13 protein-coding genes are annotated in these 13339 nt (G+C 67.4%); all 13 read right to left on the bottom strand.

Going from position 1 to position 13339, the window contains the following annotated elements; translation table 11 throughout:
- Window positions 1-6: 6 nt before the first annotated feature.
- The gene (recJ, locus tag HW532_RS03060; protein ID WP_246479488.1) at window positions 7-1797 is read right to left on the bottom strand and encodes a single-stranded-DNA-specific exonuclease RecJ; all 1791 of its coding nucleotides are present in this window, start codon (window positions 1795-1797) and stop codon (window positions 7-9) included.
- Between the two features lie 113 nt (window positions 1798-1910).
- A complete protein-coding gene (gene glpX, locus HW532_RS03065) occupies window positions 1911-2888 on the bottom strand; it encodes a class II fructose-bisphosphatase (protein WP_213163006.1) in 978 nt (325 codons plus the stop codon).
- A 47-nt stretch (window positions 2889-2935) separates the two neighbouring features.
- On the bottom strand, window positions 2936-4255 hold the full coding sequence (locus HW532_RS03070) for a homoserine dehydrogenase (protein ID WP_213163007.1): 1320 nt from the start codon (window positions 4253-4255) through the stop codon (window positions 2936-2938).
- 25 nt (window positions 4256-4280) lie between these two features.
- Window positions 4281-5513: an LL-diaminopimelate aminotransferase gene (locus HW532_RS03075; RefSeq protein WP_213163008.1), complete on the bottom strand. Its 1233-nt coding sequence runs from the start codon at window positions 5511-5513 to the stop codon at window positions 4281-4283.
- Window positions 5514-5593: 80 nt separating this feature from the next.
- On the bottom strand, window positions 5594-5890 hold the full coding sequence (locus HW532_RS03080) for a DUF1467 family protein (protein ID WP_213163009.1): 297 nt from the start codon (window positions 5888-5890) through the stop codon (window positions 5594-5596).
- 5 nt (window positions 5891-5895) lie between these two features.
- The gene (gene mce / locus HW532_RS03085; RefSeq protein ID WP_213163010.1) at window positions 5896-6300 is read right to left on the bottom strand and encodes a methylmalonyl-CoA epimerase; all 405 of its coding nucleotides are present in this window, start codon (window positions 6298-6300) and stop codon (window positions 5896-5898) included.
- A 149-nt stretch (window positions 6301-6449) separates the two neighbouring features.
- Complete coding sequence (gene recO, locus HW532_RS03090; RefSeq protein WP_213163011.1) at window positions 6450-7172, bottom strand: DNA repair protein RecO; 723 nt, start codon at window positions 7170-7172, stop codon at window positions 6450-6452.
- A gap of 106 nt (window positions 7173-7278) precedes the next feature.
- Window positions 7279-8211 carry a GTPase Era gene (gene era / locus HW532_RS03095; RefSeq protein ID WP_213163012.1) on the bottom strand — a complete coding sequence of 311 codons (933 nt, stop codon included), beginning with the start codon at window positions 8209-8211 and terminating at the stop codon, window positions 7279-7281.
- Window positions 8208-8909, bottom strand: a complete 702-nt coding sequence (rnc, locus tag HW532_RS03100) for a ribonuclease III (protein ID WP_213163013.1) — start codon at window positions 8907-8909, stop codon at window positions 8208-8210. Before rnc ends, era begins: the two co-directional genes overlap by 4 nt.
- A gap of 8 nt (window positions 8910-8917) precedes the next feature.
- On the bottom strand, window positions 8918-9706 hold the full coding sequence (lepB, locus tag HW532_RS03105) for a signal peptidase I (protein WP_213164396.1): 789 nt from the start codon (window positions 9704-9706) through the stop codon (window positions 8918-8920).
- Between the two features lie 180 nt (window positions 9707-9886).
- A complete protein-coding gene (gene acpS, locus HW532_RS03110; protein ID WP_213163014.1) occupies window positions 9887-10294 on the bottom strand; it encodes a holo-ACP synthase in 408 nt (135 codons plus the stop codon).
- On the bottom strand, window positions 10291-10902 hold the full coding sequence (locus tag HW532_RS03115; RefSeq protein WP_246479490.1) for a DUF2062 domain-containing protein: 612 nt from the start codon (window positions 10900-10902) through the stop codon (window positions 10291-10293). The genes acpS and HW532_RS03115 overlap by 4 nt, the downstream gene beginning before the upstream one ends.
- A gap of 82 nt (window positions 10903-10984) precedes the next feature.
- Window positions 10985-13216 (bottom strand): RelA/SpoT family protein, encoded by a 2232-nt coding sequence (locus HW532_RS03120; RefSeq protein ID WP_213163015.1) that lies wholly within the window; start codon window positions 13214-13216, stop codon window positions 10985-10987.
- Window positions 13217-13339: the final 123 nt, after the last annotated feature.

Consider the following 13339-nt stretch of genomic DNA (forward strand, 5'->3'; position numbering starts at 1 on the left):
GCCGTCTCAGGAGACGAGGGCGGCATCGTCGATCAGGAGCTGCGGGGCGCGCGCGCCGCCCCAGTCGTCGATGACCAGCCGGCCGGCCACATGAACCGGCCGGTCGCGCACCGACAGGAGCATCTCGCCGAGCGGCGTGGAGAGCGCGCGGAAGGCGATGGCCTTGATGGTCTGCCCGTCGCCCGCGGCGATCTTGCAGCGCACATGATCCTTGCCCGCGAGATCGGCATAGCGCACGCGATGGGCGGGAAAGGCGAAGACCGGCGCCGGATTGCCCGCGCCATAAGGCCCCGCCCGCTCCAGAAGCTCCAGAAGCTCCGTCGTCGCCCCGCTCGCCGTCAGCGCGCCGTCGAGGGTGAGCGAAGGCCCGGCAAGCGCGGCGGAAGCCTCCGCCGCGATCTTCTCGTTGAGAAAATCGCCGAGCGCCTCGATGCGCGAGACGTCGACGGTCAGCCCCGCCGCCATGGCGTGCCCGCCGCCCTTCTCCAGGATGCCCGCCTCATGGGCGGCCCGCACCGCGCCGCCGAGATCGACACCGTGGACCGACCGCCCGGACCCGGTCGCGAACCCGCCCGCCGCGCCATAGCCGATGGCAATGGCGGGCCGGTCGAAGCGTTCCTTGAGCCTCGAGGCGATGAGGCCCAGAACCCCGACATGCCAGCCCTCGCCCGCAACGAGGATCAGCGCGCGGGCCGGGTCCGCCTCGAGCTGCGCTTCCGCATCCATGGCGGCGGCCTCGAAGGCGGCGATCTCGATCTCCTGGCGCTCCTTGTTGAGGCGCTCGAGCTCCTGGGCGATCATGGCCGCCTCGCCCGCATCCTCCGTGGTGAGGAGCTTCAGCCCCAGCGCCGACTGCCCGAGCCGGCCGGCGGCATTGATGCGCGGGCCCAGCACGAAGCCCGCCGCGTAAGGGTCGGGCCGGCGCCTCAGCCGCGCCACGTCAGCAAGGGCGGCAAGGCCCGGATTGACGCGCCGCGCCATCACCTTGAAGCCCTGCGTCGCATAGGCCCTGTTGAGACCGATGAGCGGTACCACATCGCACACCGTGCCGAGCGCCACGAGGTCGAGCCACTGGAGCAGGTCCGGCACCGCCCGATCCTTGCCGTAATGCCCGGCATCGCGCAGGCGCTTCGCGACCGCCGCAACGAGGATGAGCGTGACGCCGACGGCGGCCAGATAGCCAAGGCCGCTCAGGTCGTCCTGGCGGTTGGGGTTGACCACGGCGCGGGCCTCCGGCAGCTCCGCATCGGCCTGATGGTGGTCGACGACCACGACATCGAGGCCGAGCTCGGCGGCATGGGCGAGCGGCCCGTGCGCCGCGATGCCGCAATCCACGGTGATGAGAAGGCGCGCCCCCTCCCCCGCCAGCCGCGCGATCGCCTCGCGGCCCGGCCCGTAGCCCTCCTCCAGACGGTCGGGAATATGGATGAGCGCGCGATGGCCGGCGGCACGGAAGAAGCGGTCGAGAAGCGCCGACGAGGTCACCCCGTCCACATCGTAGTCGCCGATGATGGCGATCTGCTCGCCCGTCATCACCGCATGGGCGATGCGGTCCGCCCCCTCCTCCATGTCGGCGAGATCGCCGGGCTTGGGCATGAGCGCGCGCAATGTGGGGTTCAGATAGCCGGTCACGTCGTCGAGGGGGACGCCGCGGCCGGCAAGCACGCGGGCGAGGATTTCAGGCAGCTCGTAGCGCTCCGCGATTGCTTCCGCGGCACGGTTCGCCGACAGGCGCGCCCGCCACGACCGGCCCGAGACCGATTGCGACACGCCAAGGAAACACCGCTCTTCGCTCACTGCCGCCGCTTCCGCCATTGCCGTCGCCCATACCCCGGCGCCCCGCACGGCCAAGAATGCCGGTGCGGAGGCGATTGATTCGGGCCGGAGCCTTTCAGCCCCAGTGTAGCGGCTTACGAGAATTTATCAGCGTGATGGCGTGCGCTGATCCAGCGCACCGTGCCGCTCGTGGAGCGCATGATGACCGAATGGGTGGTCAGGAAGCCGCCCGCCTCGTTGCGCACGCCCGACAGCATGGAGCCGTTGGTGACGCCGGTGGCGGCGAACATCACGTCGCCGGAGGCCATCTCCTCCATGGTGTATTTGTGGTTGGCGTCCTTGACGCCCATGCGCCGCGCACGCTCGCCCTGCTCCTCGTTCTTGACGACGAGCCGGCCCTGCATCTGCCCGCCGATGCACCGGAGCGCGGAGGCCGCCAGAACGCCCTCCGGCGCGCCGCCGGTGCCCATATAGATGTCGATGCCGGTATTGTCGGGATCCGCGGTATGGATGACGCCGGCGACGTCGCCATCGGTGATCAGCCGGACGGCGGCGCCCACCTCGCGCACCGCGGCAATCGTCTCGGCATGGCGCGGCCGGTCGAGGATGCAGGCGGTGATCTCCGGGACCGGTACGCCCTTGGCCTCGGCGATCCGCTTGATGTTCTCCTGCGGCGGCAGGTCGAGATCGACGAGGCCGGGCTCGTAGCCGCCGCCTATGGCGATCTTCTCCATATAGAGATCCGGCGCGTGGAGCAGGCTGCCGGCTTCCGCCATGGCGACCACGGCGAGCGCGTTCGGCATGGATTTCGCGGTCAGCGTCGTGCCCTCCAGGGGGTCGAGCGCGATATCGACCTTGGGCCCTTTGCCCGTGCCCACCTTCTCGCCGATATAGAGCATGGGCGCCTCGTCGCGCTCGCCCTCGCCGATCACGACCGTGCCGTCGATATCGAGCGCGTTCAGCGCGGAGCGCATGGCATCCACGGCCACGCGGTCGGCCTCGACCTCGTTGCCGCGCCCGCGCAGGCGCGAGGCGGCCACAGCCGCGGCCTCGGTGACGCGAACCAACTCGAGCGACAGCGCCCTTGTCAGTGCCGGCGAGGTTTTCGTCATCCCGTTCTCCTTGCCTGGCCCGCCTTCCTGAGAAAGGAGCCGTGAGATCAAAACCGTTCGATGCGGATCATGCGCGACGGTCGGGCGGTATGGCCGCCGGCATCGATATTGGCAAGAGCCTCGCGCATGGATTTCTCCAGCGTATCATGGGTGATCATGATGACAGGCCGCGTCTGCTCGCCCTTCGCCGATGCCCCGTTCGGCTCGGCAAGGTCGGCGCGCTGGACAATGCTGTCGAGCGAAATGCCCTGCTCTGCCATGCGCTGGGCGACCGCGGCGACGGCCCCGATCCGGTCATAGAGCTCCAGCGCCACGTAATAGCCGCCCTCATGCGCGCGCATGCGCGCGCGTCGATAGGGCTTGAGCGCCGTCGCCGGCGCCCCGAAGGGGGCCGCCACATGGCCGCGCGCGATATCCACGATGTCGGAGGCCACGCTCGAGGCCGTCGCGAACGCGCCTGCCCCCTGCCCCTCAAGCATCAGATCGCCCACGAAGTCGCCGGTGACCCCCACCGCGTTGAACACGCCCTGGACGTCGGCAATGGGCGAATCCATCGGCACGAGGGTGGGATGGACCCGTTGCTCCACCCCGCTGTCGGTTTCCACGCCGACGCCGAGCAGCTTGATGCGGAAGCCGAGATCGCGGGCGGCACGGATATCCTGGCGCGTGATGTGCTCGATGCCCTCCACATAGACGGAGGAGACGCTGACCTCGGTCCCGAAGGCCAGAGCGGACAGGATGGCGAGCTTGTGCGCGGTGTCGAGCCCGCCGACATCGAATGTCGGATCGGCCTCGGCATAGCCGAGCCTCTGCGCCTCGGCCAGCGCCTCGGCAAAGCTCACCCCCTCGTTCTCCATCATGGTGAGGATGAAGTTGCACGTCCCGTTCATGATGCCGAAGACGCGTGCGATCCGGTTTCCGGCGAGGCTCTCGCGCACCGTCTTCACGATGGGGATGCCGCCAGCGACCGCCGCCTCGTAATTGAGCCCGACGCCGCCGTCCTCCGCCAGGCGGGCGAGCGCGGTGCCGTGATGGGCGAGCAGCGCCTTGTTGGCGGTCACGACATGCTTGCCGGCCTTGAGTGCGGTCTCCACGGCGGCCTTGGCCGGGTCGCCCTCGCCACCCATGAGCTCCACGAACATGTCGACATTGTCCGCACGCGCCAGCGCGACCGGGTCGTCATGCCAGGCGATGCCGTCCAGGTCGATGCCGCGGTCCTTCGTGCGGTCGCGCGCCGAAACGCCGGTGATCTCGAGGGGGCGGCCGATGCGCATGGCGAGCCGGTCCGCATCTGCAGACAGGAGTTTCACCACACCGGTGCCGACGGTTCCCAGCCCGGCGATGCCGAGCCTCAAGGCATTTGTCATATCCGTGAACTTCGCTTCGTAAGGTTCAAGCCCGTTTGGTGGCGGGATGGGCGACCACGTTATGAAGCGAATGTTTGGTGTTTTCAAGGAAGCGGCGCAGATTGCGCGCCGCCTGGCGGATCCTCTGCTCATTTTCCACAAGGGCGATGCGCACATAACCCTCGCCGTGCTCGCCGAATCCGATGCCGGGAGACACCGCCACCTGCGCCTCCTCGATGAGCAGCTTGGAAAACTCAAGCGAGCCGAGCTCGCCCAGATGGTCCGGAATGGGTGCCCAGGCGAACATGGTCGCGGGCGGCGCCGGGATCGGCCAGCCGGCCCGCGTGAAGGCGTCCACCAGAACGTCGCGGCGCCCCTGATAGATGCGCCGGATCTCCCCGACGCAGTCCTCCGGCCCGTTGAGCGCCGCGGTCGCGGCCACCTGGATCGGCGTGAAGGCGCCGTAGTCGAGATAGGACTTCACCCGCGCGAGCGCGGCGATCAGCCGCTCGTTGCCGACCGCGAATCCCATGCGCCAGCCGGGCATCGAGAAGGTCTTCGACAGCGAGGTGAATTCCACCGCGACATCCATCGCACCCTCCACCTGGAGGATCGAGGGCGGCGGTTCGGTGCCGTCGAAATAGATCTCCGCATAGGCGAGGTCGGACAGGAGGATCAGCTCGTGCCGGCGCGCGAAGGCGACCACCTCGCGGTAGAAGTCGAGGTCGGCGAGCTGCGCGGTCGGGTTGGAGGGATAGTTGAGCACGCACGCCAGAGGCTTCGGCACCGAATGGCGCATCGCCCGGTCGAGCGCGCGCAGACAGGCCTCGTCGGCCGTCGCCGGCAGGTGGCGGATCACACCGCCGGACATGATGAAGCCGAAGGCGTGGATCGGATAGGTCGGGTTCGGCGCGAGGATCACATCGCCCGGCGCGGTGATCGCCTGGGCCATGTTGGCGAACCCCTCCTTGGAGCCGAGCGTCGCGATGATCTGGGTCTCGGGATCGAGCGAGACGCCGAACCGGTCGGCGTAGTAGCGCGCCTGGGCGCGGCGCAGGCCCTGAATGCCGCGCGAGGACGAATAGCGGTGGGTGCGCGGCTTGCGCACCGTCTCCACGAGCTTGTCCACGATGTGGTCGGGCGTGGGGAGGTCCGGATTGCCCATGCCCAGATCGACGATATCGGCACCGGCGGCGCGGGCCCGTGCCTTCAGGCTGTTGACCTGCTCGAACACATAGGGCGGGAGCCGCTTGATCCGGTGGAAATCGTTCGCGATCATGACTGTCGGAGAGCCTCTGGTGACAATGGGAATGACCACGGAATGATTACACGGGGTCGCCCCCGTGTCATCCGTCGCGCTCACTCGCCGGTGCGCCAGCGGGCCGTGTCCTTGAAGTCCGGCAGGAAGGGGATGTCGTCCAGCGTGACGATCCGGTTGGCGACGACGACATAGAGGCCCGCGAAGATCACCGCGGCGATGGCGGTCGTTGCCAGGAACTTCATCGCCATGCGCGGACGTTTCGGCGCGCTCGGAACGGTTCCGGGCTCGATTTCCTCGCCACCCTCGTGCGGGCTGTGGGCGCCCCAGGGCAGGACGGCGAACAGCACCAGCCACCAGATGATGAAGAAGACGGCGATCGCGCTGATGAGGCTCATCGCGCTCAGGCCTCCTCGAGCTCGACAAGCGTGCCGAGAAAGTCCTTCGGATGAAGGAACAGGACGGGCTTGCCATGGGCGCCGGTCTTCGGCTCGCCGTCGCCGAGCACGCGCGCACCCTCCGCCTTCAGCCGGTCGCGCGCGGCGACGATGTCGTCGACCTCATAGCAGATATGGTGGATGCCGCCGGCCGGATTGCGCTCCAGAAAGGCGGCGATGGGCGAGCCCTCGCCAAGCGGCTCCAGAAGCTCCACCTTGGTATTGTCGAGCGTCACGAAGACGACCGTCACACCATGGTCCGGCTCGGCCTGCGGCTGGGAGACCCGGGCGCCGAGCGTGTCGCGATAGACCGCCACGGCCGCGTCGAGGTCCGGCACAGCGATGGCCACATGGTTCAGTCGTCCCAGCATTCGTTCTCGCTCCCTTGTCGGCTCTCAGGCCTGCCACACGGTCTCCACCGTCCCGGCTCGGACCGGCCCGACGGTTTTAGGATACTCGCTCGCCGTCGCTCAAGCCGCTTGTCCGTCCCGCACGGCGAAGGGGCCGACGCGAAGGACACCTATGCCGTCTCCGCAAGGCGCGACACGATCCGGGCGCGCGCCTCGGGCAGCTTCAAGCCACGCGGCTGGAGGACATGGCGGACGAGAAAGTGGCCCGTCAGCGCGAAGCCCTCGCAGATCTCCGCCGACGAAGCCCCCTCCCCACCGCCCAGCAGGAAGGCCGGCAGCGCGAGAAGCCGGTCCCGGTAGGGCGCGCCGGCCTCCGCGCTCACCGCGCGCCCGGTCTTCGGCGACACATAGACAAGCTCCCGGCTCTCCCCCGTCGCCGCACAGCGGCTGAGATCGAGACCGAAGCCCAGCTCCTCCAGGAGGCCGAACTCCCAGCGCACCAGAAGCGCCGGCCACAGATCGTCGTCGTCGAGCGCGCAGAGCACATAGCGGAAGGCGTCGTGAAGGCGGGCATGGGCCTCGCGCTCGGGCACGAGATGGGCCAGCGTGGTGAGCGTCGTCAGCCCGGCGAGCTTGAACGGGTCGTCGATCAGCGCGGCCGCCTTCAGCGCGACGGGCTCGATGGCGAAGACGCCGAGATGCTCCGACAGGCGCGCCCGCCAGGTCGCGGCCACCAGGTTGCCCGGCTGGAGCACGGCCCTCATGCTGCGCGAGCGCCCGCCATGGACGAGCCCCGCATAGCGCCCGTGCCCGCGCGTGAACACCTCCGCGATCACGGAGGTCTCCCCGTGGCGGCGCGCGCTCAGGATTATGCCTTCCTCGCTCCACTGCATGGGCGCATCGATATCCTTGCCGGCGGCCGGCTGAGGGCCACCGGGACCGCTCCCCGTTACGAGCCTACCCCATTGCGGGCCGATGCACGCTATGCCCGACGGTCATTCAGCGCGGAAAGTCCAAACCCATCATCTGGAAGCGCTCCGGATCGCGGCCCCAGTTCTCGCGCACCTTGACGAACAGGAAGAGGTGGACACGCTTGCCGAGCATCTCCTGCAGCTCCTCGCGGGCCGCCTGGCCGATCTCCTTTATGGAGCGTCCGCCCTTGCCGAGCACGATCTTCTTCTGCCCGTCGCGCTCCACATAGATCACCTGCTCGATGCGCACCGAGCCGTCCGGCTTCTCCGTCCAGCTCTCCGTCTCCACCGTGGAGGCGTAGGGCAGCTCCTGATGGAGGCGCAGGAAGAGCTTCTCGCGGGTGACCTCCGAGGCCATGAGCCGCAGCGGCACATCCGCGATCTGGTCTTCCGGATAGAGCCAGGGGCCCTCCGGCATATGGTCGGCGAGGAAGGCGCGGAGATCGTCGACCCCGTCGCCGGTGAGCGCGGAGATCATGAAGGTGTTCTCGAAGGCAACGCGCTCGTTGAGCGCCGCCGACAGAGCCAGCAGGCTCTCGCGCTTGACCGCATCGACCTTGTTGAGCACGAGCTGGGCCTTCAGGCCCGACGCGGCCAGGGCGTCGAGCACGGCCTCGACCTCCTCGTCCAGGCCCGTGCGGGAATCGACGAGGAGAAGCACGATATCCGCCTCCTCCGCCCCAGCCCAGGCGGCCTCGACCATCGCCTTGTCGAGCGTGCGCCGCGGTTTGAAGATGCCCGGCGTGTCGACGAAGACGAGCTGGCTCGGCCCGTGAACGGCGATGGCGCGAAGGCGCGCGCGCGTCGTCTGCACCTTGGGGGTGACGATGGCGACCTTCATGCCGACGAGCTGGTTCAGGAGCGTCGACTTGCCCGCATTCGGCGCGCCGATCAGGGCCACGAAGCCGCAGCGCGTGGCGCCGGCGGGCGCCTGTGTGTCCATATTGTCGGGCGTTGTCATGGTGTCGTGTTCCGTGCCGCGAGGAAGGCCTCGGCGGCGGCCTGCTCTGCGGCACGCTTCGAGGTGCCCCCGCCCTCGGCCGGCGGGAAGCCCTCCACCGTCACGCGCACGCAGAAGCTCGGCGCGTGGTCCGGCCCCGTTCGCTCTGTTTCCTCGTAGACCGGCGGCGGCAGGCTGCGTCCTTGCGCCCATTCCTGCAGCGCGCTCTTGGAATCCTTCGGCGTCACCGACACGGTCTTGAGGTAATCCGCCCAGTACCGTTCGATGAAGCCGCGCGCGACATCGAGGCCGCCATCGAGATAGAGCGCGGCGATCACCGCCTCGCAGGCATTGGCGAGGATCGCCGCCTTCTTGCGCCCGCCCGCCGTCGCCTCGCCCGGCCCGAGCCGCAGATAGGCGCCGAGATCGAGATGCTCGGCCACCTCCGCGCAGGTCTCCTTGCGCACCAGCGCATTGAGCCGCGGCGCAAGATCGCCCTCATTGGCATCCGGATAGAGCCGGAACAGGAGCTCCGCCACGACGAGCCCCAGAACGCGGTCGCCGAGGAACTCCAGCCGCTCGTAGTCGCGGACCGATTTCGTGCGTCCCGCCGTATAGCTCGCATGGGTCAGGGCGCGTTCGAGGATGCCGGGCTCGGCGAAGTCGTGGCCCAGCCTCTCTTCGAATTCCCGCGCTGACTTTGTCTTCGCGTTCGACACGGGTCGGATCAGTGCAACACGTCGAAGAACCGGTCCCAGCGGATGGTCCACGGCCAGTTCCAGACAGCCAGCATGGAGGTATGCGGCTCGTGGGAGAAGAAGATCACCTCTGCCCGGCCCACGAAATTCTCGAACGGCACATAGCCCACCTGGCTCAGGAACCGGCTGTCGGTCGAGTTGTCGCGGTTGTCGCCCATCATGAAGTAGTGCCCCTGGGGCACCACATAAACTTGCGTGTTGTCGCCGGGCGAGCCGTCATAAAGGTCGAGCGTGTAGTAGCTCACCCCGTTGGGCAGGGTCTCGCGATAGCGCCGGACGCTGCGGTCGTTGCCGAAGGCGTCCTCCTCGATGAAGTCGGAGACGAGCTCACGCTTGACCGGCTCGCCATTGATGTGGACCACACCGTCAATGACCTGGACGCGGTCGCCGGGCAGCCCGATCACGCGCTTGATGTAGTCGGTCTCGTTGTCGCGCGGCAGCTTGAAGACCGCCACGTCGCCGCGGTCGGGATCGGAGGCGAGAATCCGCCCGGAAAAGGGCAGCGGGCCGATCTTGAGCCCGTTGTCGCCCCAGAAATCCAGATTGAAGCTGAACGAATAGCGGCTGTAGCCATAGGAATACTTCGAGACGAACAGGTAATCGCCGACCAGGAGAGTCGGGACCATCGATCCGGACGGAATATTGAACGGCTGAAACAGGAATGTCCTGATCACGAATGCAATGATCAGCGCGTGAATGACAACGCGGATGACTTCCCACGCGCCGCCTCGCGACTGCTTTTGCGCATCATCTGCCATGGATGCCATGTGTGTTGCTCGTCCGGCGGGCGGTCGTGGCGCGCGCCTCGTCTACCAAGGAGTCTGCCCCTAATATCCTGTCCCACGCCACGTGGCAAACGCGAAGCCGGTTGTCCGCGCCCCGGGCGGCGGTGCTGTTGCCGTTCGGCAACGCCGCCGCAAGATCTCGCGCGCAACCGGTCATGCCAATTCTTCGGGAACTGCGGAAATAATCACGAACGCCTGGGCATAGGGGTAGTCGTCCGTGATGGTCAGATGAATCTCGGCGCGATGGCCCGCGGGCGTCATCCGCTCCAGATGGAGCCGGGCCGGCCCGGTGAGCATGAAGGTCGGTCGCCCCGACGGCTCGTTCACCACGCCGAGATCGCGCCAGTAGACACTCTGGCGAAATCCGGTGCCGAGGGCCTTGGAACAGGCTTCCTTGGCCGCGAAGCGCTTCGCGTAGGACGCTGCGCGCGCCGCCCGGCGGTCCGACTTCCGCCGTTCCACATCGGTGAAGACGCGATGGGTGAACCGGTCGCCGAAGCGTTCGAGCGTGCGCTCGACACGGCGAATGTCGACCATATCGTTGCCAACGCCGAGGATCATGACGAGTTGGAACTCTCCGCCACATTGCTGGTCGGCTTCTTGCGCGACACCAGCCGGGTGCGGCGGCGATTCTGATAGGCAGCGACCATCGGGCGGACAAGCACATAACCGATGGAGCCCATGACCGTGCCGAGCACGACACCGCCGACGCTCATCGGTGTGACCACCGGACCCAGAACGCTCCAGAACTCCTGCCAGCCATAGAGCGGGTGATGCAGGAGATTGGCGAATGTGTTGTCGGGAAACTTGAGGACCAGCTTCTCGCGCAGATCGTGGCCGAGGACCAGGCCGCCCAGATTGTAGGTCGCGATCCAGATGAGCGGAAAGGTCAGCGGGTTGCCGATGAATGTCCCGAAGGCGGAGGCGAGCACATTGCCGCCGAGCACCAGCGCCACGATCGCCCCGAGCAGGAAGTGGAAGCCCATGAACGGCGTGAAGGAGGCGAACATGCCGGCGGCGAAACCGAGCGCGATCTCGTGCGGCGAGGCCGACAGACGCGTCACGCGGTGCCAGACATAGGCGACGGATCGCCGCCAGCCCCGGCGTGGCCACAGCCAACCGCGCATCCTGGATACCAGCCCCAGCCTATCGCGTCTCTTGAACAACATGGACAGACCACTTCCTGAACGCTGTCTCCACCACCATTCTATTCAGATAGCAACAGCAATCGTTAACGCAAAGCCCAATCCTTCAACTTTGCGAGGCCGAGTCCCCCGTGACGCGCGCCACGCTGGAGACGAGCGACTTGCGCTTGAGCTCCGTCATGATGCGGTTGAGGTGCTTCACATCGTAAACCTCGAGCACGATTTCCAGGTCGAAGAAGTCGGGCCCGCCCGCCTCCATGTTGAGGTGCTCGATATTGGCGTCGTTCTCGCCGAACACCTGCGTCACCTGGGCGAGCGCGCCGACCTCGTTGTGGATCGCGACCTTGATGCGTGCGGGAAAGCGCTGGCCGGAATTCTCCGGCACATCCCAGGCGAGGTCGATCCAGCGGTCGGGCTCGTCGTCGAAGTTCTTCAGCGTCCGGGCGAAGATCGGATAGATCGTCACCCCCTCGCCGGGCGTGAGGATGCCGACGATGCGCTCGCCCGGCACCGCGCCGGTGTCGCGCGCGATCTTCAGGGGCAGCGTGTTGTTGAGCCCGCGCACCGGGATCGCCCCGCGGCGGTCCTCCGTGCCGCGCCGCGACAGGACGGCCGGCAACCGCATCGCCTTGCCGATGGATCTGAGCGGCCCGCCGGAGGCGCGCCGCCCCCCTTGCGCTTCCCCCTCGACCTTCATGGCGCTCAGCACGTCCCTGCTGGCGAGTTCGCCGCGTCCCACGAGCGCCAGCGCATCCTCCGGCGTCTGGATCTTCAGGCCGAGGCGCGGCAGGGCGGCGGCGACCTCCTCCTCGCTATAGCGATGCCCGTGGCGTTCGAGCGCACGCTCCAGGATCTCGCGCCCGAGCCCCGCATATTGCCGGCGCACCGCCATGCGCGTCGCGCGGCGGATCGCGGCACGCGCCTTGCCGGTGATCGCGAAGGCCTCCCAGGCGGCCGGCGGCGTCTGCGCCTTGGAGCACACGATCTCCACCTCGTCGCCGTTCTCAAGCTCCGTGATCAGCGGCGCGTGGCGTCCGTTGATCCGGCAGCCGACGCAGGAATCGCCGATATCGGTATGGACGGCATAGGCGAAGTCGATGGGCGTCGCCCCGCGCGGCAGAGCGATAAGGTCGCCCTTGGGCGTGAAGCAGAAGACCTGGTCCTGGAACAGCTCCAGCTTGGTGTGCTCCAGGAACTCCTTCGGACTCTCGCCCTCCGACAGGATGTCGACCAGATGGCGCAGCCAGCGATAGGCGTTGGATTCCTTCGGCAGCGGAAAGGCGCCATTGGCCGCGCGCTTGCCGTCGGCATCCTTGTAGATCGCATGGGCGGCCACGCCGCGCTCGGCGATCTCGTGCATCTCGCGGGTGCGGATCTGCAGCTCGACGCGTTTCCGGTGCGGACCGATGACGGTCGTGTGGATCGAACGGTAGTCGTTCTGCTTCGGGTTGGAGATATAGTCCTTGAAGCGGCCGGGAACCGCCCGCCAGCTCTGATGCACGAAGCCGAGCGCGCGATAGCAGCCATCGATCGTCTCCACGATCACGCGGAAGCCGAAGATGTCGGAAAGCTGGCCGAGCGAGATCTGCTTGCGCTCCATCTTGCGCCAGATGGAATAGGGCCGCTTCTCGCGGCCATAGACCGCAGCCTCGATATCGTTCTCCGCCAGCTTCTCGCTCAGCGCCTGCTCGATCTCGCGCAGGAGATCGCCGCTCTCCTCGCGCAGCCGCTTGAGCCGTTCCGAAATCGTGCGGTGGGCTTCCGGATTGATCTCCCTGAAGGACAGGTCCTCCAGCTCCTCGCGCATCTGCTGCATGCCCATACGGCCGGCCAGAGGCGCATAGATGTCCATCGTCTCCTGGGCGATGCGCACCCTCTTGTCGGGACGCATGTGCTCGATGGTGCGCATGTTGTGCAGCCGGTCGGCGAGCTTGACCAGCAGCACCCGGATGTCCTTGGAGATGGCGACGAGGAGCTTGCGCAGATTCTCCGCCTGCGCGGCCTCCTTGGTGGCCAGGTCCAGGCGCTTGATCTTGGTCAGGCCGTCGACGAGCGAGGCGATCTCCGGGCCGAAGAGATCCTCGATCTCGTGGCGCGTCGTCTCGGTATCCTCGATGACGTCGTGCAGCAGCGCGGCGGCAATGGTCGCGTCGTCGAGCTTCAGGTTGGTGAGGATCGCGGCGACTTCGAGCGGATGGGAGAAATAGGGATCGCCGGATGCGCGGATCTGCGAGCCATGCGCACGCATGGCATAGACATAGGCTTTGTTCAAAAGGGTCTCGTCGGCATCCGGGTCGTAACCCTGCACCCGTTCGACGAGTTCGTATTGGCGCATCATCGCCGTGTCATGATCCCAAGGCCGGCATGCAATTCAAACAGGGGTACGGAGGCGACACGCAAAAAGGGCCGGAACGGCACGGTCGCCGCATCCCGGCCCCTCAAACTTCGCGCGGGCTCCGTT

Source organism: Kaustia mangrovi (genome assembly GCF_015482775.1).
In the GTDB taxonomy this organism is placed as follows: Bacteria; Pseudomonadota; Alphaproteobacteria; order Rhizobiales; family Im1; genus Kaustia; species Kaustia mangrovi.

What these genes read in the sequence shown, in the direction of transcription:
- glpX (WP_213163006.1), bottom strand. Translation starts at nt 2,888, where the DNA reads ATGACGAAAACCTCGCCGGCACTGACAAGGGCGCTGTCGCTCGAGTTG.
- HW532_RS03070 (WP_213163007.1), bottom strand. Translation starts at nt 4,255, where the DNA reads ATGACAAATGCCTTGAGGCTCGGCATCGCCGGGCTGGGAACCGTCGGC.
- HW532_RS03075 (WP_213163008.1), bottom strand. Translation starts at nt 5,513, where the DNA reads ATGATCGCGAACGATTTCCACCGGATCAAGCGGCTCCCGCCCTATGTG.
- HW532_RS03080 (WP_213163009.1), bottom strand. Translation starts at nt 5,890, where the DNA reads ATGAGCCTCATCAGCGCGATCGCCGTCTTCTTCATCATCTGGTGGCTG.
- mce (WP_213163010.1), bottom strand. Translation starts at nt 6,300, where the DNA reads ATGCTGGGACGACTGAACCATGTGGCCATCGCTGTGCCGGACCTCGAC.
- recO (WP_213163011.1), bottom strand. Translation starts at nt 7,172, where the DNA reads ATGCAGTGGAGCGAGGAAGGCATAATCCTGAGCGCGCGCCGCCACGGG.
- era (WP_213163012.1), bottom strand. Translation starts at nt 8,211, where the DNA reads ATGACAACGCCCGACAATATGGACACACAGGCGCCCGCCGGCGCCACG.
- lepB (WP_213164396.1), bottom strand. Translation starts at nt 9,706, where the DNA reads ATGGCAGATGATGCGCAAAAGCAGTCGCGAGGCGGCGCGTGGGAAGTC.
- acpS (WP_213163014.1), bottom strand. Translation starts at nt 10,294, where the DNA reads ATGATCCTCGGCGTTGGCAACGATATGGTCGACATTCGCCGTGTCGAG.
- HW532_RS03115 (WP_246479490.1), bottom strand. Translation starts at nt 10,902, where the DNA reads ATGTTGTTCAAGAGACGCGATAGGCTGGGGCTGGTATCCAGGATGCGC.
- HW532_RS03120 (WP_213163015.1), bottom strand. Translation starts at nt 13,216, where the DNA reads ATGATGCGCCAATACGAACTCGTCGAACGGGTGCAGGGTTACGACCCG.